Below are 23587 nucleotides of genomic sequence, written 5' to 3' on the forward strand. Positions count from 1 at the left end.
TCTGGTAGATTAATAGTTCAAAAAATGGCACACCTATGAAAAACCTTTGGTTTCTACTTCTTTCAGCAGCAATTATCTTTTCTTCCTGTCAAGCATCAAATCAAACTGAGTCTATCGAATCAGAATCAACTTTAGATGAGTTTGAGGAAAGCATCAAGATGATCCCAATACAAACTCCAAAGGGAGAATTCAATGTTTTTACCCAGCGAGTAGGGGACAATCCAGACATTAAAGTCTTGCTGCTTCATGGCGGACCTGGCATGACTCATCAGCAGTATTCCAATTTCATAGACTTTCTACCCCAAGAAGGAATCGAATTCATATGGTACGATCAGTTGGGATCGGCCTTTTCAGATCAACCTAGGGATTCCACGCTTTGGACAATCGACCGTTTTGTGGATGAAGTGGAGCAAGTGCGAGTTGCACTGGGACTTAATAAAGATAATTTCTACCTCTATGGCCAATCCTGGGGCGGCATGCTGGGGATAGAATATGCACTTCAGCATCAGGAAAATCTCAAGGGATTAATCATTTCCAATATGATGGCAAGTTTGGATGATTATGAGAAATACGCTAAGGAAGTTCTAGGTCCACAGATGCCTCCAGCCGTTTTTGCGGAGTTAATGGAAATAGAAAAGAACAATGACTTCGAAAACCCTCGCTACATGGAATTGCTGGGTGAGCATCACTATCCTTATCATGTACTTCGCAAGCCTGCGGATGAATGGCCTGCGGAAATAAACAAGATGATGGGAGAAATGAACCCAGAAGTCTATGTCTATATGCAGGGGTATAGCGAATTTGGGATTACTCCAGGTGCTTCGCTGGAAGGCTGGGATCGAAAGTCCGATTTAAAGAAAATCACTGTACCTACGTTAGTCATAGCAGGCACTCATGATACCATGGATCCAGCTCATTTGGAGTGGATGTCGGAAGAGTTGCCGAATGGGCAATTTTTACTTTGTCCAAATGGTAGCCACTTGAGTCAATACGATGATCCAGAACACTTCTTTCCAGGTTTGATCTCTTTTTTGAAAGAGGTAGATCAAATGGAAAAGTAGATAAAAACGAAAAACCCCTTTCACATTCAATTGAAAGGGGTTTTTATTGGAATCATTTTTTATTCTAAAAAAACTGCTTCATCTTTTTCAATCCGGTAGTGGCAACTACCTGTGCATCCTGAGCCCAGTAAGTTTCATTGAAAAGCTCCAGCGACATGAATTTATGCCCTCCCAATGCTTTTATTGTTTCGGCTATTTCTTTCATTGGGCCAATACCATCGCCAGGATAAACACGATCACTGTCTTTTTGCTCTAGGCGAGGTTTGGAAGTAAAGTCATTCATATGAAATACCTCGATAGCATTTCCATTCACAAGTTTCAATCCTTCAAATCCGGATCCGCCTCTAAATAAATGATAGACATCTGGAAGGATTCTAGCGTCAGGATCATTTGCAGCAGCGGCAGTGGCCAATGCTTGACCTAGCTGATGAAAGGGATCGAAAGCTCCCCAAAACTCTAGCTGTGGCATTACTCCGGTTTTTCTTCCCAGCGCGATTAGCTTAGCATATTGCTCACCGGCTGCAAGCAAGTCAATGGGATCAGTCGCCCCGATAGCTGGAGCGGCCACACGTTTGCATCCAATGTCTGCCAGCATTCCCATTTCTTTTTCCATCTGCTCAAAACCAGCGGTGCTTTTAGCTACATCCTGTGCCATCCAAGGTGCAAATCCAATTGCGTTTACAGGAATAATTTTAGCATCAGAAAAAAGTTTTTTTAGCGATGCCAGAGACTTTCCACTTTGGATGTAGGTTTCCATTTCAGAGATCCATAACTCTATTCCATCATAGCCAGCTTTGGCAGCGACTTCGATCATTTGGGGTAAGTCCAGTTTTTGGCCACGCAAGGTGCTCGTGTTTAATGAAAACTGTATCGTTGATTCCTTTTTCTTCGTAGGGGTAGCAAACGCTGAGGCGAGAGGCAAAACTGTCGCTCCAAGTGCAATAGATTTAAGCAGGTTTCTTCTTTCCATTAGTGGTTTATTGAAAGTTAAGAGGGATAATCCATTTAAGTACTATTTTTACCGTTCAGATGATTCCTTGAAAAAGAGAGGATATTCTAATCTAGTATAGTGCCGAACATATGCTAAAAATAAACTTTTTCGCACCTTTTCTTCTGTTTTTTCTGATTGCTGCCAATACGTTTGCTCAGTCTCAGACCTATTTGTCTTTATACAAAGATCAGCTACCCTATTTTCAGGAGCTTATCACGGGAGGACAATATCAAGAATCGCCAAGAAACTATGAAGGCGACCCGTATTATTTGGACAGGACTTTTGGAGAAGGCACATTGTCTATCAATAAAATTAAGTATACAGAGGTCCCATTGATATATGATGAAAACGCTGATGAAGTAATTACTTTTCATCCAATTCACCGTCAAAAGATTTTAATAAACGCTGAAAAGGTGGAAGAATTTCAACTCAAAGATGGGAGCGTTTTTAGGAAATATGTAGGGAATGAAACCTATCTACACGATAAGAATGGGTTCTATAGGGTGGAGAGTGATGGCAAAATCAAAGTATTGAAAAAATATTACAAGACTAAAGACCCAATAAAAGAGGTAGGTAAATTCACTCACAAATTCGAAGAGTTCTCGGATTATTTTTACTATTACGAAGGCGGATTTGTCCTTGTTCGGAGGAAAAAACAAGCCATCAAAAGCCTGGGGCTCAATAAGAAGGATGTGAGAAAGTATTTCAAAGGCAAGTCACTTTATTTCTCTACCGATAAGGAAAGGTATATCCTGGAGTTAGCCAAGCTAAGAGAAGACAGTTCAAACATATTTAATGGCTTTGCTGAATGAAAAAAATTCTACTGCTGATTTTAGTTGTTTTCTTTTTTGCTGATTTAAAGGCCCAGACTTACAATCCTAAGTTTACAGGAATGTATTTAGGTATGCCATTTGAAAGATTTGTTGAAAGAATAGAGGCAGAATCTACTTACAAGTTTTTCTTCAAAAAGGAAGATGTAGAGAATCTTCAAGTCAATTTGCAGGCAAATGATTCTGATGTCAGGATGATTTTGAATCAAGTATTTTCGGAGACCGGCTTGACCTATTCAATTGATTTGTCGAATAGAATTTGGATCTCTAAAGGGCAGAAAATTCAGATTGATTTCCCTAAAGACTATTTTTTAGTTCAGGATCGGCAAGATAATCTGGCAAATCCCGGAGATTCTTTAGGTGCATTTGATAAGAACAAGCGATTTGTGATAGGGAAGTCAGCCGATGATCCACAGTCCAAAACAGCAGTATTAAGTGGTGTGGTGACCAGCATAGAGTCTGGCAAGCCAATGAATGGGGCTATTGTTTTAGAAAAAGTTGATTACAATCAAGTGTCAACTGACCAGAATGGAAAGTATCAGCTGACCCTTCCCAAAGGAAGACACACCATCTGGGTACAGAATATTGGAGGCTTCCAAGAGCAGCGCCAAATTGATCTGAAAGGTGATGGGGTATTCAATATGAGTATTGAGGAGACCATACTATCTCTTGACGAGGTAGTAGTAAGTTCTGGCGCGCTTTCGAGCGTGAATAAGCTTGATATGGGCGTTCAGTCCATCAGTATTGCAGAGGTAAAAAGACTACCCGCGGTATTGGGTGAGGTAGATGTGCTCAAAGGGATTTTGATAATGCCGGGAGTGAATACAGTTGGTGAAGCTACTTCTGGATTTAATGTACGAGGCGGGGCGGCAGATCAAAATTTGATTCTTTATGGTAACTCTACCATTTTCAACCCCACGCATGCTTTCGGTTTTTTCTCAGCATTCAATGCAGATCTCGTAAATGGAGTAGAACTCTACAAGGGATCTATTCCTGTCAACTATGGTGGACGACTTTCTTCTGTATTGCAAGTGGACCCAAAATTTGGAAGAAAAGAAAAAATAGGCGGATCCGGTGGTATAGGTATCCTTACTAGTAGATTAAGTCTGGATGGTCCGATCGGAGAAAAGACAACTTTTATGATTGGAGGAAGGACTACTTACTCGGATTGGGCCCTGAATTTATTGGATGAGGAAGCTGATTTGAATGATAGTAAAATCACCTTCTATGACATCAATGCAAATATTCAGCATACCATTAATGAGCAGAATACTTTAGAGTTGACTGCTTATTTGAGTCAAGATGATTTTCGATTTGACCCAGATACTACCTATTCTTACCAAAATGTAAATCTTGCCTTAGGTTGGAAGCACTTTTTCAATGACGCATTGGAAGGAAGGTTTACTCTTGGAAGCGATAGTTATGAATTTGGAATAATAGGAGTAGAAAACCCATTGAATTCCTTCGATTTTGGATTCAATGTTTATCAACTCTTTTTGAAAGCAGATTTTGAATACCGAAAGAGCGAAAAGCATATCTTCAATTTTGGTGTACATGGCATTCAGTACCAGCTGAATCCTGGCAGAAATAGTCCATTTGGCACGGAGTCAATCGTTCTTGAAAAAGAGCTGGATGAGGAAAATGCCCGAGAGGTTTCCGTGTTTTTTGGAGATGAATTTACAGTTTCCGAAAAGCTATCAGTGAGTTACGGAGGTCGTTATATGTTTTATCAATTGCTTGGGCCTATGACCGTTAACCAATATGTGGAAGGTGCTCCAATCACAGATAGTAATGTAATAGGAGAGGTGACATTTGTTGATGGTGAAAATGTCAAGACCTATCATGGACCTGAATTTAGAGTTTCCGCCAGGTATACCTTGGATAACAGGTCTTCTGTCAAAGCTGGGTTTAATACCATGCGACAGAATATACATTTGCTGTCAAATACATCCTCGATAGCGCCAACGGATTCCTGGAAGTTGAGCGATACGTATATCCGTCCCCAAACTGGAGGGCAGGCATCTGTGGGTTATTATAGAAATCTTGCGCAAAATAAGCTGGAGTTTTCTACAGAAGTTTATTATCGTTATATGGCTAACCTGTTGGATTATCGATCAGGAGCTAATATTATTCTCAATGAAAATATAGAACAGGATGTACTAAACTCTGATGGGAAGGCTTACGGCGTGGAGCTTTTACTTAGAAAAAGTACTGGCTTACTACAGGGGTCTATAGCTTATACCTATTCACGTTCTTTGATGAGAACCTCAGATGACCCAAGTATTGAGAAAATTAACAATGGTGATTTTTACTCCAGTAATTTTGATCAACCGCATCACTTGGTAGTTAATGCTAATTATGAATTGAGCAAGCGGGTTAATACTTCCTTAAATGTTAATTACAGCACTGGTCGTCCGATCACGTTGCCGATTTCCAAGTTTGAATATGCAGGTTCTGAGCGAGTGTATTTCTCAGATCGAAATGCATACAGAATACCAGATTATTTCAGAGTGGATTTTTCAATCAATCTAGAGGGAAGTCACAAGATTAAAAAATTGGCACATTCCTCTTGGTCACTTGGAGTTTATAATTTGTTAGGTAGAAGCAATCCATACTCTGTTTATTACACTCCTGTAGAAGGTCAGTTGAGAGGTTATCAATTGTCAATTTTTGCTCAGCCTATTCCGTTTATTACTTACAATTTCCGTTTCTGATGAATAGACTCGTGCTTCTAATATTTTCCTGTATACTACTCCTTAGTGGATGCAGAGAGCCATTCAATCCAGAAATTGAACCTGCAGATCTGTCTGTTTTGGTAGTGGAGGGATATTTGGATACAGAGGGATTACCGAGCAAGTTGAAGCTAAGTTATACCCAGAATATTCAGACTACTGATTCTTTTGTACCTAGCTATCCATCTGCTCAAGTTTTTCTGAGATCAGAGTCTGGAGAGCAATATCCACTAACTGATTTAGGTTCTGGAGAATTTGAGTTTGAGCATAACATTCCCGAGAATCAGGATTACAGACTTTACATCTCAACCAATGATGGAAGAAGTTATACTTCTGATTTGCTTCGCCCTATTCTTACGCCTGAGATCATTGATGTTGGTTTTGTGCAAAATGAGCTGGGAGTTGAGGTTTATTTGACAACAAAAGGAGATGAAAACGCCGATGATTTCTTGTGGACATTTGAGGAGACCTATGCTTTTCGCCCTAAGTTCCCATCCTATTATAAATTTGATCCTGAGACAGCAGATATAGTTTTTAGGGGTCAAGATGAAAGAACAGATTTGTGCTATCGAGGTTCAGTGAGCTCTGATTTAATATTGGAAACCTCTTCAAGATTTGAAGACCAATTCGTTTTCAGACAGTCAATTACCCAAATTCTAGAAAATGATGAGCGGCTAGGATTAAAATATAGCATTTTGATTTCCCAGAAAGCACTGGATAAAAAAGCATCTGAATTCTGGGAGATTCTTCGAAAAAACTCAGATGATATAGGATCGATTTTTAGCCCGTTGCCCTCAAATATAGGTGGCAACATCAATAATGATCAGGATCCGGATGCGCCTGTGGTAGGATTTGTAAGCTTGGGTACGATTAGACAAAAGAGATTGTTTATCTCTGTGCAAGAAGTAGCACCTTGGATTGTATTTGAGCCCGCCTATGGAGGATGTTTTGTTGAACCGGATACCATACCCAAAGCTGAGTATGCTCAATCATTTGCAAGCGGCAGCTTTGTTCCTGTATTTCCAATTTTTTCTGAGTTTAATGAATTGGAGCCAATTGGGTATCAAGGATCGCCTAGACCATGTTCCGATTGTACGCTTAGAGGAACAAATGTAAAACCTGATTTCTGGCAGGATTAATATGAACCTATCACAAAAATGCCTCGCCATATTAATTTGTTCTCTGGGTTTCATCACAATGACCTTAGGACAGACTATTGAAAATGAAACAGTCTCTTTTACCATTCCAAAAACAATCTATTTTGGAGGAGAAAGAGTTTGGATACATAGTAAATCTCTAAATGGAGACATTCCTACCGAATCCAAGATCATTTACGCAGAGTTGCTGAATCGCTATAATGAGTCAGTTGCGATTGCTAAGATGCCCTTAGAGGATGGTCAGAGTTTTAATTTTCTTCAGATTCCGCCAAATCTGCCATCTGATAATTATCTTCTTCGGGTATTTACCAGAATAAGTCCATACCAAAATTTAGAGGAAGGATTAGTTCAACAGTTCATCACAGTATTTAATAAAACCGTTCCTCCTACAGTAGTTGCTGAGCGAAAGCTGGTTGCAATAAATCAAGAGTCAAGTGAGATCGTGTTATCCCAACTCATAAATGAAGCTGGGAGCACCTTAAAAATTGAATTGCCTACCGGTGTTGAACAATCCAATTTGAGCATAGCCACATTGAATCCTTTCTTAGCTGAGCAAGGGATGATTTCTTCATCGTCTGCCTATGAGTCTATAGATGAGCATAATTTGATCCCAGAGCTTTTTGGGCATGTCATCGAAGCCAAGCTAGATGAAGCTACAATAGATACCACCAAATTGTATTACATGTCTCTGCATGGAGAAAAGTCAGCATTGTTTACAGATCGCCCAGATGCAAATGGAAGCATGTACTTCGATGCAGGAGGGATGAGGAACTGGAAGTATTTGGTTGCCCAAGCTGATGAAAATGGATCTTTATTGGATTTTGGAGTAGTTTCTCCTGCTCCAGCAACTCATTTTAAAAAAGAATTTATTTTCCCTCAACTTGAAATAAGTCCAGAAGATCAGACTTATCTACAGGAATTACTGAAAGGCGGGCAGATAGAAGGCTACTTCGTCAATGAGTATGATGCGACACAAATGCCAGTAGTGACTGGGTTTTTGGAAGATCGAACCTACCTGCTTGATGATTATACCAGATTTGAAACTGTTGGTACGGTGATTAAGGAGTATGTCCCTGAGATTTCGCAAAAGAATATTCAGAAAAAGAAAGAATTTCGAATTTTAGACAATGTCATGAATACAGTGTTTGACTCCAATCCACTTATGCTAGTGGACGCATTGGTTGTTTTTAATTCAGATGAGCTGGCAGCATTCGATCCTACTAATTTCAAAAAGTTAGATGTGTTGACACGGACTTTTTTCTTAAATGAAGAGAAATTTCCAGGGGTAATGAGTTTCAGTTCTTATAAGAATGATTTTGGAGGATTTACTATCCCTTCGAATTCAATCTATCTCGACTATGAAGGTGTTCAGCCTCAAGTAAAATCTACCGAATCGCTTTATACAGCTCCAAAGGATGATCAAAGAATTATGGATTGGCGAACTGTACTTTACTGGTCTGATGTCCCAGGTTCAGAGCCTGTTAGTGCCTCAATGGAAATAAAGCTCCCTGATCTTAAAGGTAAATATCAGATCACACTGAAAACTAAAACTCCCCAAGGAGAAGCAAGAAATTACACACGAACTTTTGAAGTGAAATAGATTGCTTAATCATTTTTTCGCTTAAGTTCTGACTGAAGGAAGTCATTCAACTTTGCTTCATATCCACCGCTATATTCAGGGACAAGCGTCTTTTTTTCAGGAAAAGATTCCATGTGCAATGTCTGAGTAGGGAATGCAAATCGCACCCCGATTGAATTGGCAAGCTTCACAATCTTTACCAAAATCTCATGTCTGCATCTCAGTTCTTCACCCCAAGTAGGCACTTCGAAGAAAATGTAAAACATGATGTCCTGACTATAAGATGATAGATTGTTAAAATACACATGAAACATATCCTTTCGCGTATCTGGGTGAGCCAATACAATTTCCCGAAGACCCTTTACAAATTCATCGATCAAAGCAGGAGGTGTGTCATAAGTGACTGTTAGTGTGGTGTAAAACCTTCTGTATTGTCTCAAACCATGATTGTCTAGCACTGCATCCGCTATTTTTCCATTAGGCACATACATGAGAGAATTTCTAAAAGTCCTGATTCGGGTAGATCGAAACCCTACTTCTTCCACAGTTCCATCGATATCACCCGAAGTGATCCAATCTCCCACTTGGAAGGGTTTGTCAATGAAAATCATCACCGATCCAAAGAAGTTTTTAATGGTGTCCTGAGCAGCTAAAGCAATAGCTACACCACCTATAGAAAGACCAGTTAGGAATGGGATAATGTCGAGGTTCAGTCCATCTCTAAGGATGAACAATGTACCAACGATGATGACGAAAGCTTTGAGGGTTTTTCGCATCAAAGGCACTAACTGATCATCTAAAGTGGACTCTGTCTTAGTTGCTAGCTTGGTAAAATAAGCCGCTACCACATCTGCCAATTTGTAAAAAATGATAGTGATCAGAAAAGGCTTCAGTGTTCTAAACACAATCACTATCCAGGACCAAATCTCGATTGGCAATTGCAGCACTCGTATGAAAAGTGAAAGTAAGACCACAATTAGATAGAAGCTTATCACTCGAGCGACGGGCAAAATATAATCTTCACCCACCTTACCGTAGCCATACCTTTTAAATAGGTAAAGTATCAATTTGTCAACTACCAAGGTGAACACCCAATGCGCAAGAAAAACCAATAGGAGTAGGATGAATAAGCCTACCAATTGCCATAAATGGAGTCCTAGATATTGCTCATTTCCGATTTTAGGGAGGATATTAAGAAGCTTTGCGGTACCGAAAGGATAAGTCTCAGAGTGAAGTTTATCTATCTGGGTGACACTAAAAGCTGAATATTTCCAACTTTCACCGGTTTTTTTTAGAAATATTCCCGGCAGTTTTTTCTTATCGAAATAATAGATGTTTTCATCCTGTGCGGATGTGCTATCTGAGTAGTTTTGCTCGTTTGGAATATCGTTAGTTCGAATTAGTATTCCTTTACCCTCAAATATCTGCTTCAGTTTTACAGCAAGACGCTCTCCATTTTTTGCCTCAACATCTGAGAGGTCCAGTGTTTTCGCTGCATTTTCTGGCTTATAATTTCCTTCTTCCAGATTATAAAAAAATGAGAGTGTCGTATGATACGGTGAATTCAGATTTACTGAATTTGCAGCTTCATAAATATCCTGATTATCTAAAACCAGCTGCGCAAAAGAGTTAGTACTAACCCAAATGAGTAGGAGTATGGATAGGAAATACTTTTTCGGCATGAGTAGAATCTGTAGTTTTTTGCAAGGTAGCCATTCGTAGGCCCAAGCCAAAGAAAATTTGGTTCAGCTTAATCTGCTAATTGAAATTCTGTAAGTGTGGAGCCACTTATCGTCCTGATCAGATATTGACCTAGGGATGACTGATAGGTAACCTGTATTGTACTAGTACTTTCTAGCGGCATGGTGGTCTGAAGATTTCCACTCATGTCATACAGGTAACAAAAGCCTTGATTGAGATCAGTAACTGCAAATAATTGCCTGTCAGATCCGAAGTCAAAATATTGATAGATGAGATTTTCGTCAGAAACTCGCGTGCTGAAGAGGTTTTTTTCACTTCTATCAAGAACGGTTACCTCGTTATACTGTCGTGAGATAAATACAAAATCGTTTTGTTTCTGATCTGGCACAAGCAGGAATTCACTATCACGATCGTCCTTGACAAGTTGGTTCCTATATCCAATCTCCCCATTGAAGTTGGTATGTATTACCTCTCCATTTGCAGTAATTCCCACCAACTGGCTAGACCTAGACTTCGGGTCGCGCCAGGATATCAGCCCAGACGTGAAAGAATCGCCTAATTTGATCGAAGAACCCGCTTGGCTTTCGCCTCTTCGGTTAAAAAGCTGAAGAGCCCCATTTTCAGTCAAAGCCACCATGTAATCTCCTTTTCCTGGTACGCGATAATGAGCCGGTGCACCAATAGTTTTGGCTCCAATGCGATTTGGATTCCAGCCTTCCAGCTTGTCACCCGTCTTGTCTATTAAATATAAGTTGCCGGCTTCGGTACTGATGAAAAAGCGGTAATCTTTTGAGTTGCTATAATCAACTAAGTTGAGATGTGTGATTTTCTCTCCGTTTGCTCCTAACGGATAGCCTGGAAGTTGAGTTCCTAGCCTATCAATTCCATAGATTTTATCAGCTGTAGCGACCAATAGCTGAAGCTTTCCATTTTTGTAGTAATCAATTTGAAAAGCATCTGAAACTATAGGACCTGTAAGTTGCTCTGAATAAACTTCCTGACCAGCAGAATTGATTAAATGGAGAACATTGTTTTGGTCCTGTACCAGTAAATCTTCCGTATTATCCTGATAGTTGATAATTGATTTTGGACCATAGATTAACTGGTTGTCAAAGGAAATTCTATTACTCGGCTGCAGAGAAATTGCATCGGTAGTTTCAATAGTCGGTTTGGAGTCACCATCATATGGAAAGCTGAGTGTAGCCTCTGTCTTGCCCTGAAGCTGGTTTATTTTAAAAGAAACCCAAGGGAAGGAAAGGAATGCCTCTGAATATTTCTGTAAGAATGAACTCCAGGATGGATTTGCCTTTTTTGTCCAAGTGTCCCAAATATTATTTGTAAGGTAAATACGACTAAAGCCAGAAGTTGGGCTCAGGTCCTTTTTCGCTTCGGGAGCTCTAGAAGATTTTCCCCAGGTACTTCCAGAATTGATATCGTCCAGCATCAGCTTCATTGCTTGCTGAGAATTGGTGAAGATTAAAACATCATTTTCTGAAGTAATAAAAGTTTGCCCAAAGCCTGTGAATTTTCCACCAAATAAATGTGCAGGGAATTCTTCCTCTGAAAGGTAAAGAATCTCATGTCCTGAATAGAAATCCGACCCTTCGTCACTCTCGCTTTCTTGAAACTCTTTGAGTTGCTGTATAGCAAGATCTGCATCTCTAGTTCGAGCCAACAGCGCGAGGTTTTGATCAGCACCTCCAGCATTTTCAAGATCCAGTAAATACAATTCTCCTGTAAATGAATCTAAAAATCCCTTGTCTAATAGCTTGCGTTGTATGTCTCCACTGAAAGTTGCCCTCGCTGTAAAAGCGCGATTGGTGATTTTCTGAGTTTCATAGATGCTCTCTAAATTAATCTGAGTCAGTGCTAGCGTACGAATGGAGATTACATCCTCGATGGCTGCAAGATTTGCCTGGATAGATGGAGTGAAATTAACATCTTCTTCATAAACCACCGGTCCTTTGAAAACCATCTGATTTTCTTCCAAAATAAGGTCCAGAGAGACGACTCCAGGCATAATTTCCAAAGCAGCAATTGTCGGGCTTTCTCTCAATCCACCAACACCTTTTAGCAGGCTGGATAATCCTTTGCCGTCGATGATAAGTCTGCCTTGTGCATCGGAATTATAAGGGATAGTTTTTGCTAGGGAGTAAAAACTTAATTGGTCTTCATTGACATAAAAGCGGATAGCTTCTTCTACTAAGAAGGAGGAAGATGATATCACCGCCAAATCTCCTAATAATGTAATGCTCCAAAGTCGATTGTTGTCAGCATCATAGTATTCCAATACATCTTGATCAGAGTATTTTCGAGATTGGAATCTAGATCCTGTTGGGATTCTTGATTCAATTTCTTCGATGAAATCTGTAGTAGTGGATGTATTGAGATTGATGGTAAAAAGTAGTTCGAATGTCTCAATACCAGTGGAATGAAGGCTGATGGTAGCTTGTTGGCCGTTTAGAGATTTTGCTATTTCGCCTGATTCTCCATTTAGGCTGTCTAAGGTAATGAGTTGGTCAGATAGTCTTTGAAAAGCTGGGAATGCTTTTAAAATTTCCCAAACCGGATCATTTACCAGTGTGTTCCATTGATTTGCACCTGCGTAAGTTTCAAAGACAAAGACGGCATTTTGGCTGATTACTTCTAAGCTATTGATTCTGCGAGTTGAAAAGTAGGATTTGTAAACCCAGAAACCTCCTGCAGCTAGGAGTAAGGTGATAAAAAGTATAAGAAGGCTTTTCCAGATCTTCACAGGTTCAACGATGGTTCAGACAACATATTACAAAAATCAGACCTAAGAAACCTTCGCAAAAGCTAGAGAATCTCAGGTCTGATGTATAACTAAACTAGTTTTACTTACCTAGTTTGTTCAAAACTTCCATCACTTCTTTCACATGACCTCTAGAAGTCTCAAGAAGTGCTTTTTCTTCAGCGTTTAAGTCTAGTTCCAACACTTTCTCAACGCCGTTTTTGCCAAGAATAACTGGTACACCAAGGTAGCAATCGTCGATTCCGTACTCACCTTCTAGTTTAATACAAACTGGGAATACTCTTCTTTGATTTTTCAAGATTGCTTCTACCATTTGCGCAGCTGCAGCTCCTGGAGCATACCAAGCAGAAGTACCCATTAGCTTTACTAGCTCTCCGCCACCGAACTTAGTTCTTTCGATGATTGCATCAAGTTTGTCTTTTGCTACTAATTCAGTCACTGGAATACCAGCTACAGTAGTGTAACGAGGCAGTGGAACCATAGTATCACCATGCCCGCCCATCAGGATGGCCTGAATCTCTTTTGGAGAAACATTCAATTCTTCAGCGAGGAAAGCTCTGTAACGCGCTGTATCCAAGATACCAGCCATTCCAATCACCTTATTTCTAGAAGTACCTGCAGTGATGTGTGCCTGATAAGTCATTACATCAAGAGGGTTTGAAACCACGATGATGATTGCGTTAGGTGAATGCTTAATTACATTCTCAGTCACAGATTTCACTATGCCAGCGTTGGTTTCGATCAAGTCGTCACGAGTCATACCTGGCTTACGAGGAAGGCCAGAAGTGATCACAACTACATCTGAATTGGCAGTTTTAGTATAATCATTTGTGCTTCCAGTGGTACGGCTATCGTATTGATTAATTGGTGCCTTCTGGAAAATATCAAGTGCCTTACCTTCAGCAACGCCTTCTTTGATATCGATTAATACAATTTCCTCAGCGATTTCACGATAAGCCAATACGTCTGCGCAAGTTGCGCCCACGTTACCAGCTCCTACTACGGTTACTTTGCTCATTAGATTTATAGATTTTTTATGAATTTTTTGCGTTAAAAAGCGGCGCTAAGATATTAAACAATGCCTAGTATCGGAAACCGAGTCCAGAATTCTTTGGAAGTAATTAAGGATTTTTGACAAAAGTGAAAACTGAAAGTTTGAACTAGGTTATTCAAACATTTGACGCAGGCTGAAAAATCCAAAGGATTCTCTGTAGGAGCGAAAAAGTCTTTGATTGTTTTGGTTATAGTATTCCGCAAGTGAAGTCATCATTTTTGCCTTGATCTTTGGATTGCTGTCAAAAATCTCCTGCATCGCAAAATGAGGGATTACAATCAGTTCTGCCTCATCTGACACTATTAATGCAGTGTAAGTTCTCTTGGCATTTTCGATCAATGAATTTTCTCCAAAGGCCTCACCTCGCTTGATTTCAAGAATCGTTTCAAAATTATCCTTGATGTCAATAGTTAGGGATATTTCTCCGCTTTTAACTAAATAAAGCGCCTGACTTGGATCTTTACTGAAGAAAACTACCTCGTCCTTCACATACTTTCGATGATGCATAGCAGGGATAAATCGAGCCATTTCCTTTTCCTTCAAGTTTTCAAAAAACTTAATCTGCCCTAGAAAATGGAACATATTTTCCTCAGCTTCAGTGTATGTTTTAGAAAATGGATTCCGCATTGTTTATTGCTTTTTTAGATAAAGTAATTTCCGTGTAGCTGCTGTTGATTTTGCCCAATCAGCGATTCTATATCCAATTACCCAAGCTATTTGATCTTCTGAAATTAATACTTTTATACCTCGTTTTTTCACCACAGGTACCTTTAAATCTATCAAAAAGTCAGAGATTTTCTTTGCATTTTTCATGCCAAGAGGAATAAACCGATCACCTTCCTGCCAAGTCCTGATCTCGAGCGGAAAACTCAAGCGTTCTAAATCAAGCATGGCATTTTGCCGACTTTTGTCCAAAGCCTCGCGGCCATCTAATTTTAGGAGTTCATATCCGCCTTCCGGTAAGGTAAATTCAATATCACTGGCTGTAATTGAAATCGATTCAAACTCACTAGGTATAGGTGCCAAAATCAATTGATCACGATCAATATTTAGCAGATGCGTGCTGCTTTCGAATAATTTTCCAGATTCAGTAGTGGATTGGCTTGTTTCCAAAATATCCTGTGCCTGATCTGAATTGAAGCCATAGGGGCGGAGCCAAAAATACAGTAGGGAAGATGCGCCTGCATGTCGTAGAAGGTTCTGTGATGAAAGAATTTGAAGATCATCAGATTCTTTGATTTTCTCAGATTTCCAATTGTCAAAGAGTGCAGTAAATGCCTTTCCAGTATCTTTTAATCTTTCAAAGCTGTTTAGCAGGTTTGATTTTGCATCATCGCCAACCTCATAAAGTGCAGGTAAACTAATATGGCGAAGTTTGTTTCTCTTATAATCAGTCTTTTCATTTGAGCTATCTTCCCTCCATTCGATTTGGTTTTCCAATATATATTCTTCAATTTCTTTTCGGCTAAATGGAAGTATGGGGCGGATCAACCAACCTCGGCGATCTGCCATTCCATAAATACCTTCTATACCAGTTCCTCGGAGTAAGTTTAGAAATATTGTTTCAATTTGATCGTCTTCGTGATGAGCAGTGATGATCCCGGCTAATTTTCTTTCCGATCTTAACTTTTCAAACCAAGCATACCGAACCTCTCTTGCCGCCATTTGCGTAGAGATATTTCTTTCTGATGCGTAAGCATAGGTGTCAGCATGATGTACATGGAAAGGTATCTCAAGCGTTTTAGCCCAATTTCTTAGAAATTCTTCGTCCTGATCACTTTCCTCACTCCTTAATTGAAAATTAACATGAGCTATTTCAAATGGAATTTCTGCTTTGGTAAGAAGATTGCCTAAGCACATGCTGTCCATTCCACCACTACTAGCTAATAGGTAGGTTTTGGTGGGATCTAAAATTGATTTGTTCCGGATATGCCGGATAAAAGCTTCAACCATTGATCAAAAATATCATTTTCTACTAATTTTGCCCACATTCGTGCAGCTATGACTTCAGCCCTCTTTCGTATTTCCTTTTTCCTTCTGACTTTTTGGGTCATATCATTTTCTTCTCAAGCCCAGGAAACATCGGTTTTGGAGATTAACGGCGCGGGTGAGTTGATCGGCAGTGACGGATATGAAAGGTTAGTAGGAGATGTAAAGATGAAGCATCAAAACTCGCTGATCTATTGCGATTCTGCACATTTCTTTAGATTGGAAAACAAAGCACGTCTATTTGGGAATGTGAGAATAGTAGATACGGAAGATCCTGTGCAGACTACCAGTAGATATGCTGAGTACGATGGGAATACTAAGCTTGCTAAGCTCCGAAATAATGTAGTTTTCACGAATCAAAAAACTACGTTGACCACTGAATACCTTGATTATGACCGTGAGGCGAACATTGCATATTATTTCAATGATGGAAAAGTAGTGGACTCTGTAAATGTTTTGACTAGTCAAAGAGGGACTTATGAAGTAAATATTGAGAAAATCACTTTCAAAAATGATGTGGTTCTAGTCAATCCTGACTACACCATGAAGACCAATGATTTGATTTATTTGACCATCCCTAAGACGGCTGAGACCAAAGGGTTGACCAACCTGATATCAACAGAAGGGAATACGCTGGATGCTCAAAATGGCAGTTTTTATGACACGCAAGGCAAGAAATTCAGGTTTTATGAAGGGGTTGTAGAAACAGAAACAAGCCGGATTAAGGCAAAAGAGCTATTTTACAGTGAGCTTGACGCCTATTATGAAGGCAAAGAAAATGTAAGCGTACTCAATAAAGAACGTCAAGTTGAAGTATTTGGAGATGTAGGAGAGTATTGGGATGAGCGAAAATATAGTTTAGTCCATGGGAATGCACTGGTAAGAAGGTATTTCGAAAAAGATACACTCTACATGGCCTCAGACTCCTTGATATCACAGGATGGAGAGGCTGATTCTATGAAATATTTACTGGCATTTAGGTCAGTTAGATTAGTAAAATCTGACATGTCCGGTGTAGCGGATTCCTTGGTTTATAATTATGCGGATTCTTCCATACAACTATTTAAAAGCCCAGTAATGTGGAATCAAAAAAGCCAAATCACCGCAGATAGTATGGTTTTTTACATTGCAAATGAAGAACTCGAGCGTGTCTTTATGAAAGATAAAGTATTCGTCATCACTCAGGACACCATAATGAACTTCAACCAGATGAAGGGTAGAACCATGGATGGGTATTTTAGAGACGGGCAAATGGAAAGGATTGATATTGAAGGCAACGGAGAATCCCTCTATTTCGCTTTGCAAGCAGATACCATATCTCAGGGGATCAATAAAACGCTGAGTGCTAACATCAAGCTCAGGTTCAAAGATGGTGCGATTCAGCGGGTAACCTATGGAATCAAACCTGATGGCAAGTTCACCCCCTTCCAACTCATTACGGAAGAAAATTCCAGATTAGAGGGTTTCAACTGGAGATTTGAAGAAAGGCCTACACTAGAAGATATTTTTTTGTGGAGAAAGCCTGACGAAATAGATCTAGATGCAGAAAATTTATTCAATGAACCGGATATAGAATTGATTCTGCCTACGGAAGAAGATATCCGAAAATCACTGGAAAAACGTGGTTGGAAACCAGAAAAAAAGATTCCATCACAGTTGTAGGCTTTTCTAGGTTTAAGCTAACGCACAAGTAGCTGAAAAATTTCATTAGGGTTAACAGATTTTAACCGCATTTTTATCTAAATACATAGCCATTGGTATAATTTTGTCCGTATATTGACTACAGTTACTATACTAAAGGCGTATCGATAAAAACTCTACATGAAACGATTACTCATATTTTTTACATGGCTTTGGCTGTTGGCTCCCGTATTTGCGGTGGCCCAACAGGTGCGTGTGTTGAGTGATGGAGTTGAGTTTCGTGGAGATTTAGGTTCGACAAAACGCAAAACTATTATCCTTCAAAACGAGTCCAATCAAGTAAAAACTTACCTTTTGAAAAGCCTACGTGGAAATATAGGGTCCTCCCAGAAGGTTAGTATTTGTATTGGAGATACATGTTACGACCCGAAAAAAGACTTAGCCAAAATCAAATTGAAATTGGAGCCAGGTGAGCTTCTCACAGATTTGTATTTAGTATTTGATATGGGAATAGCTGAAACGAGAGGATCTTTTGATTTATCATTTGTCAATGAGAGCAATTTAAGAGATCTGTTTGTCGTTGAAGCTAGGTATGAGGTTGATGATCCGTCAGATAAAGTTGATGAGTTTGATTATAAGGATATCGTGCTTAGCGATGTCTATCCCAATCCTAGCGTGAGAATTGCTCAGTTTGATTATAACATCAAAAACAAATCGGTTAAGGCGAGAATATCGATAAATAGCTTTATTGGGAACCCAATAGCAGACTATGAACTAGATCCCGAAAGGAGCACGCTTCCAATTAATGTTGCAGACTTCAATCCTGGAATTTATTTCTACACCCTTTTCTTGGACAATAAAAATATTGTGACCAAGAAGCTCGTTGTCAAGAAGTAAGACTTGACTATCCAGCTAACATCCATTTGAATCCGAATTATTATCCCGTATATTTGCGGTCTTGAAAATGAAAATGCGCGTACAATCCATTCTATTACTACTTATTATACTTGCTACAAGTTCTTGTGGCCCATTCAATAAGCTTGAAAAGAGCACGAATTGGGAAGAGCTATATGCAGGTGCCAACAAATATTATCAGGAAGGGGAATACAATAAAGCTATTATCCTGTATGACAAAGTGTTGCCAGTTATCAGAGGTAGTGAGAAAGCTGAGTTAGCAGATTACAACTATGCTAATTGTCATTTCAAGACAAAAAGATACATTGAGGCAGCTGGATATTTCAGTAATTTCTATAGAACATATAATAGGAGCCCTCTTGCTGAAGAAGCGTTATTTATGAATGCTTATTCCCTTTATTTGGATGCTCCGGATGCGAATCTTGATCAACAGAGTTCACAGGAAGCAGTTTCTGCAATACAGCAGTTTGTGACCAAATTTCCAGCGTCTGCAAGCTATGAGCGTGCAATGGAAATGCTAGTTGATTTGCAAGGAAGATTTGAGCAAAAAGCTTACTTGGAGTCATCCATGTATTACAGACTCAAGGACGGTTTGTATCCAGGTGATTATTATAGGGCATGCATTATCAACTTTCAGAATTTCATGAAGGATTATCCAGATAGTAAGCATAATGAAGAACTTGCTTATAAGCTGGTTGAGGTAAGTACAGGCTATGCTGAAAATAGTGCTTTCCTAAAAAAGAAAGATAGATTAGATGATGCTCTAGGGTTTGCAACTTCATTTTACAGAAGATATCCGAATAGCGCTTTTACTGGAAAAGTGAAAGAAATTGAAGAGAAGGCCAAAGAAGAACTAGTCTCTCATTCAGTTCTTTTGGCCGATTACAACGAACGACTGGCTGAGCAAAAAGCTAGAGCACTAGAGAATAAGACAATAGAAGAAGTAGAAATAAAATAGAATTATAATCAAACAAGAATATGGCAATTAATCCATCAATCATTACAAGAGATCTTGATAAAATCGCTGATAAAACAGAAAATATCTACGAGTCTCTTCATATTGTAGGCCAAAGAGCAAAGCAAATTTCAAACACCTTGAAGGAGGAGTTGAATATTAAGCTTTCTGAGTTTGCTTCTACTGTTGATAATTTGGAAGAGGTATTTGAAAATAAAGAGCAAATTGAAATCTCCAAGTTCTACGAAAGAATGCCGAAGCCAAGCACATTAGCTATGGAAGAATTCATGGAAGGCAAAGTGTACAGCAGATTCCCTGAAGAGCCAACGGCTGAATAATTCTATGAGCCTTAAGGGTAAGAAAATTATCTTAGGAGTAACAGGTAGCATTGCTGCTTACAAATCCGCTTTTCTTACTCGATTATTAATTAAAGCAGGAGCAGAAGTGCAAATTATTATGAGCACTTCTGCTTTTGACTTTATTACTCCGCTCACCTTAGCTACGCTTTCCAAGCGACCTGTTTTAAGTCAATTTCAAAAAGATGAAACAGGAGTATGGAATAATCATGTTGAGCTGGGTTTATGGGCGGATTTATTTTTAGTAGCACCTATCAGCGCAAATACCCTCGCGAAGTTCGCCAATGGTATTTGTGACAACTTACTTTCTGTCACCTATTTATCTGCTAGATGCCCTGTCATGGTAGCCCCTGCGATGGATTTGGATATGTTTCAGCATCCTTCGGTAGAATCAAATATTCAGAAATTAGAATCCTTCGGAAATATTATTCTTGATGCAGAAGCAGGAGAATTAGCAAGTGGTTTGTCGGGCAAAGGCAGAATGATGGAGCCTGAGGATATTCTATCTAAAGTTGAAGAATTCTTTGCTGTACAGTCTGATTTCAAAGGAAAAAAAGTGCTTATTACAATGGGGCCTACACAAGAGGCGCTAGATCCAGTACGTTACATCAGTAATCACTCAAGTGGGAAAATGGGGCTTGCATTGGCAAATGGATTTCTTTCCAGAGGAGCGGAGGTTTTTGTTGTATCTGGCCCGATCTCTTTGAAAGTAAACAAAAGTAACTTTCATTGGCAGGATGTGAAATCAGCAAAAGAGATGTTTGAAGTAGCATCAAAAATCCATAATCAAATGGATATTTGCGTTTTTGCTGCTGCCGTCGCTGATTATGCACCAGCAGAAATTGCCCCTGAGAAAATTAAAAAAAGTGATACAAAACTTTCTATATCTCTAGTCAAAAACGTAGATATCGCAGCGAAGCTTGGTTCAGATAAAAAGCAAAATCAAGTTCACATTGGCTTTGCTTTAGAGACGGAAAATGAAACTGAAAATGCTCAGGTGAAGTTAAAAAAGAAAAATTTTGATATGATTGTTCTCAATTCAATGAAAGAATCTGGAGCAGGATTTCAAGTGGATACGAACAAAGTACATATTTTTCATGCTTCTGGATTTGCTGTGCAGTCAGAGGTTGAATCAAAAAATAAAATTGCAGAGCTTATTATTGATCAAATCAAAAATATTCCAGTTTGGGTGTGAGCGTAGATATTTCCTTATTTTTAAGTCTATGAAGAAAGCAATTTTCCTCTTACTCCTGTTTTGCTATTCTTTCATTGGCTTTTCTCAAGAGCTCAATTTTACAGTGATCATTAATAGTGATCGTGCTAGGATTCAAAATACCAATGTTTTCGAGCAGATGAAGACTAGTTTTGAGCAATTTCTTAACGGAAGATCTTGGACAACAGATGAATTTCGCCCTGAAGAGCGTATCAAGGGGAATTTATTGATTACGATCAACGATGTGCCACAGGTTGGAACATATAATGCAACCGTTCAAATTCAGACGGTAAGGCCAGTTTATGGCACGAATTACGAGAGCTTGGTTTTTAATTTTGCGGATAGAAATTGGAGTTTTGACTACATAGAATCCCAGCCGCTTGAGTTCAACCGATTTACCTTTTTAAACAACATAAGTTCACTCCTCGCATTCTATGCTCAGATAGCTTTAGGCTTAGATTATGACACCTTTGAAAGTCGGGGTGGAAGTGAATTCTTTGCGGCAGCAAATGATATAGTAAATAACGCTCAGCAATCAGGAAGGCCTGGCTGGACCCAGAGTACCTCTGACCGTCGAAATCGATATGCTTTAAATAATGATATATATACTTCTTCTGTATTTTCAGTGATACGTGATGCATATTATTTGTATCACCGTCAGGGTTTGGATATTCTGCAGATAAGTCCGGAGGAAGCTTATGAAAATATCTTGGAATCTGTACGAATATTGGCAGAAGCAAACAAAACGCAACCAAATGGGATATTTACTATTTCATTCATGGATGCCAAAAGTGACGAAATTACGTCAATTATGAAAAATGCTTCTTTGGAGGTTAGGACAGAAATTGTCGAATTACTTCTTGAAGTTGATCCGAATAATGCGAGAAAGTATAATGAGCTGCTGAAAAGCTAAGCTCGATTTTTTAGTTTTGCCCAAACGAAATCATTACACATGCTCAAATCTCTCAGCATTTCTAATTATGCTCTGATAGACCAGCTGCATATGCAGCCTAGTTCTGCACTTAGTATGATTACCGGCGAAACTGGCGCAGGTAAATCAATTATGTTGGGTGCGGTTGGCTTACTTTTAGGGAATAGGTCTGATACTAAAGTCCTACTTCATGCAGATAAAAAATGTGTCATTGAGGGAGTTTTTGATGTAGCAAACTATGGGTTGAAGGAATTCTTTGATCTCGCTGAGTTAGATTACGAACCAACTTGTATTATTAGAAGGGAAATCAGCCCGGCTGGTAAATCCCGTTCATTTGTCAATGATACCCCTGTCCTTTTAGATTCATTGAAAACTCTAGGTAGTTATTTGATGGATGTGCATTCCCAGCATGACACACTGCAGCTAGGAGAAGGGAGCTATCAGCTTAGTTTAATTGATGCATTTGCTCAAACTCAGGAAGAGCTTAAAAAATATAAATTCGATTTTAAAGCTTTTCAAAAAGCCCAAAAGTCATTTAATGAACTGAGTAAAAAAGCTGTTGAATTGCAAAAGGAAGCTGATTTCAATCAATTTCAGTTGGAAGAGCTGAGTGTCCTAGGCATGAAAGAAGGAGAACAATCCGAGTTGGAGTCAAGCCAAGAGATCCTAGAGAATGCTGAAGAGATCAAGGTGAAAATCAATGAAATACTGAATCTATTTCAGGATGAGCAATTCGGTATTTTACAGGGAATGTCTCAAATCCAACATGGAATGCAGTCTCTCGAGAGACTTGCGCATGTATTTGCAACGCTGAAAGAACGATTTCAAGCAGTCAATATTGAATTAAAAGATATCGAAGAGACACTTGGTGATGAGGACAGTAAGGTTGAAGTTGATTTTGAAAAACTTGATGAAACTCGTGATAGACTAAGTAAGATCTATCAACTCCAGAAAAAGCATGGAGTAGCTACTGTAGAAGAGCTAATGGAGCTGGAAAGAGAGTTGGCAGATAAGGTCTTTCAGGTTCAAAATTTGGACGATACTATTGCTGCCGCAAAGCAAGAATTGGATCAGGCGAAGATTCATGTTGCCGATTCAGGAAAAGCTCTTCGAAAGAAAAGACAGGGAAGTTTTAGTGATTTTCAAAATTCACTTGAGAAGCTATTGGCTGGGCTCGGAATGGAGAATTCCAAAGTAGTCATGGAGCATAAATCCATTGAACCCACGGTAAATGGATTGGATGAGATTGAATTGCTGTTTTCTGCAAATAAAGGTTCCTCTCCGCAACCGCTTAAAAAGGTGGCATCAGGAGGGGAGTTTTCCAGGTTGCTTTTTGCAATTAAATACTTGATGGCTGATAAAATGGCTATGCCTACATTGATTTTTGATGAGATTGACACAGGGATTTCAGGTGAGGTCGCACTGAAAATGGTGGGGATGATGCAGGATATTTCTAAAAAGCACCAAGTGATTTGCATTACGCATTTGCCGCAGGTTGCTGGGCAAGGAGATCTGCATTATTTTGTTTACAAGGATAATTCCTCCGAGAAAACTGTAAGTAAAATAAAGTTACTAGATCAGGAAGAGCGTGTGCTAGAGCTTGCCAAAATGATCGCTGGTGCATCCCCATCTGCTTCTGCGATAGAAAGTGCTAAGGAATTGCTTCGCCGTTAATTGCCGCCACGGCTCAAATGCAAGGCTTGAATGAT

Annotated in this window: 18 protein-coding genes; 12 read left to right on the forward strand and 6 right to left on the reverse strand. The window is 39.3% G+C overall.

Annotated elements, in window-relative coordinates; genetic code table 11:
* Positions 1–35: 35 nt before the first annotated feature.
* Complete coding sequence (locus tag ACPUEN_RS19905) at positions 36–1061, forward strand: proline iminopeptidase-family hydrolase (RefSeq protein WP_425637672.1); 1026 nt, start codon at positions 36–38, stop codon at positions 1059–1061.
* Between the two features lie 64 nt (positions 1062–1125).
* On the opposite strand, the gene ACPUEN_RS19910 is transcribed toward ACPUEN_RS19905, so the two are convergent.
* Positions 1126–2031 carry a sugar phosphate isomerase/epimerase family protein gene (locus ACPUEN_RS19910; protein ID WP_425637673.1) on the reverse strand — a complete coding sequence of 302 codons (906 nt, stop codon included), beginning with the start codon at positions 2029–2031 and terminating at the stop codon, positions 1126–1128.
* Positions 2032–2141: 110 nt separating this feature from the next.
* Between ACPUEN_RS19910 and ACPUEN_RS19915 the strand changes: the two genes are divergently transcribed.
* Genes ACPUEN_RS19915 through ACPUEN_RS19930 form a run of 4 tightly spaced genes read left to right on the forward strand, consistent with a single transcriptional unit; the run spans position 2142 to position 8371 of the window.
* Positions 2142–2864 carry a hypothetical protein gene (locus ACPUEN_RS19915; RefSeq protein ID WP_425637674.1) on the forward strand — a complete coding sequence of 241 codons (723 nt, stop codon included), beginning with the start codon at positions 2142–2144 and terminating at the stop codon, positions 2862–2864.
* Positions 2861–5596 carry a carboxypeptidase-like regulatory domain-containing protein gene (locus tag ACPUEN_RS19920; RefSeq protein ID WP_425637675.1) on the forward strand — a complete coding sequence of 912 codons (2736 nt, stop codon included), beginning with the start codon at positions 2861–2863 and terminating at the stop codon, positions 5594–5596. Before ACPUEN_RS19915 ends, ACPUEN_RS19920 begins: the two co-directional genes overlap by 4 nt.
* Positions 5596–6753, forward strand: coding sequence for a DUF4249 domain-containing protein (locus tag ACPUEN_RS19925; protein ID WP_425637676.1), 1158 nt, complete (start codon positions 5596–5598; stop codon positions 6751–6753). Before ACPUEN_RS19920 ends, ACPUEN_RS19925 begins: the two co-directional genes overlap by 1 nt.
* A 58-nt stretch (positions 6754–6811) precedes the next feature.
* Positions 6812–8371 carry a hypothetical protein gene (locus tag ACPUEN_RS19930; RefSeq protein WP_425637677.1) on the forward strand — a complete coding sequence of 520 codons (1560 nt, stop codon included), beginning with the start codon at positions 6812–6814 and terminating at the stop codon, positions 8369–8371.
* 5 nt (positions 8372–8376) lie between these two features.
* On the opposite strand, the gene ACPUEN_RS19935 is transcribed toward ACPUEN_RS19930, so the two are convergent.
* The 5 genes from ACPUEN_RS19935 to tilS all read right to left on the reverse strand — a co-directional run bounded on the left by ACPUEN_RS19935 (position 8377) and on the right by tilS (position 15831).
* Complete coding sequence (locus tag ACPUEN_RS19935) at positions 8377–10032, reverse strand: mechanosensitive ion channel family protein (protein WP_425637678.1); 1656 nt, start codon at positions 10030–10032, stop codon at positions 8377–8379.
* 68 nt (positions 10033–10100) lie between these two features.
* Positions 10101–12806, reverse strand: coding sequence for a hypothetical protein (locus ACPUEN_RS19940; RefSeq protein WP_425637679.1), 2706 nt, complete (start codon positions 12804–12806; stop codon positions 10101–10103).
* A gap of 100 nt (positions 12807–12906) precedes the next feature.
* The gene (gene mdh, locus ACPUEN_RS19945; protein ID WP_425637680.1) at positions 12907–13842 is read right to left on the reverse strand and encodes a malate dehydrogenase; all 936 of its coding nucleotides are present in this window, start codon (positions 13840–13842) and stop codon (positions 12907–12909) included.
* Positions 13843–13989: 147 nt separating this feature from the next.
* On the reverse strand, positions 13990–14505 hold the full coding sequence (locus ACPUEN_RS19950; protein ID WP_111612864.1) for a Crp/Fnr family transcriptional regulator: 516 nt from the start codon (positions 14503–14505) through the stop codon (positions 13990–13992).
* A gap of 3 nt (positions 14506–14508) precedes the next feature.
* On the reverse strand, positions 14509–15831 hold the full coding sequence (gene tilS, locus ACPUEN_RS19955; RefSeq protein WP_425637681.1) for a tRNA lysidine(34) synthetase TilS: 1323 nt from the start codon (positions 15829–15831) through the stop codon (positions 14509–14511).
* Positions 15832–15879: 48 nt separating this feature from the next.
* Here tilS and ACPUEN_RS19960 point away from each other — a divergent pair, with 48 nt between their 5' ends.
* From ACPUEN_RS19960 to recN, 7 genes are all read left to right on the forward strand, one after another.
* Positions 15880–17529 carry an OstA-like protein gene (locus tag ACPUEN_RS19960; protein WP_425637682.1) on the forward strand — a complete coding sequence of 550 codons (1650 nt, stop codon included), beginning with the start codon at positions 15880–15882 and terminating at the stop codon, positions 17527–17529.
* A 159-nt stretch (positions 17530–17688) separates the two neighbouring features.
* Positions 17689–18405 (forward strand): T9SS type A sorting domain-containing protein, encoded by a 717-nt coding sequence (locus tag ACPUEN_RS19965; protein WP_425637683.1) that lies wholly within the window; start codon positions 17689–17691, stop codon positions 18403–18405.
* A 67-nt stretch (positions 18406–18472) separates the two neighbouring features.
* Entirely contained in the window at positions 18473–19381 is a 909-nt protein-coding gene (locus ACPUEN_RS19970) for an outer membrane protein assembly factor BamD (RefSeq protein WP_425637684.1), read from the forward strand.
* A 20-nt stretch (positions 19382–19401) separates the two neighbouring features.
* Entirely contained in the window at positions 19402–19716 is a 315-nt protein-coding gene (locus tag ACPUEN_RS19975) for a DNA-directed RNA polymerase subunit omega (protein ID WP_091698232.1), read from the forward strand.
* 4 nt (positions 19717–19720) lie between these two features.
* Positions 19721–20929, forward strand: coding sequence for a bifunctional phosphopantothenoylcysteine decarboxylase/phosphopantothenate--cysteine ligase CoaBC (gene coaBC, locus ACPUEN_RS19980; RefSeq protein WP_425637685.1), 1209 nt, complete (start codon positions 19721–19723; stop codon positions 20927–20929).
* 28 nt (positions 20930–20957) lie between these two features.
* Positions 20958–21860 carry a DUF4835 family protein gene (locus ACPUEN_RS19985; RefSeq protein WP_425637686.1) on the forward strand — a complete coding sequence of 301 codons (903 nt, stop codon included), beginning with the start codon at positions 20958–20960 and terminating at the stop codon, positions 21858–21860.
* A 39-nt stretch (positions 21861–21899) separates the two neighbouring features.
* A complete protein-coding gene (gene recN / locus ACPUEN_RS19990; RefSeq protein WP_425637687.1) occupies positions 21900–23552 on the forward strand; it encodes a DNA repair protein RecN in 1653 nt (550 codons plus the stop codon).
* The last annotated feature ends 35 nt before the right edge of the window (positions 23553–23587 follow it).

It is taken from the genome of Algoriphagus yeomjeoni (assembly GCF_049821175.1).
Taxonomy (GTDB): domain Bacteria; phylum Bacteroidota; class Bacteroidia; order Cytophagales; family Cyclobacteriaceae; genus Algoriphagus; species Algoriphagus yeomjeoni_A.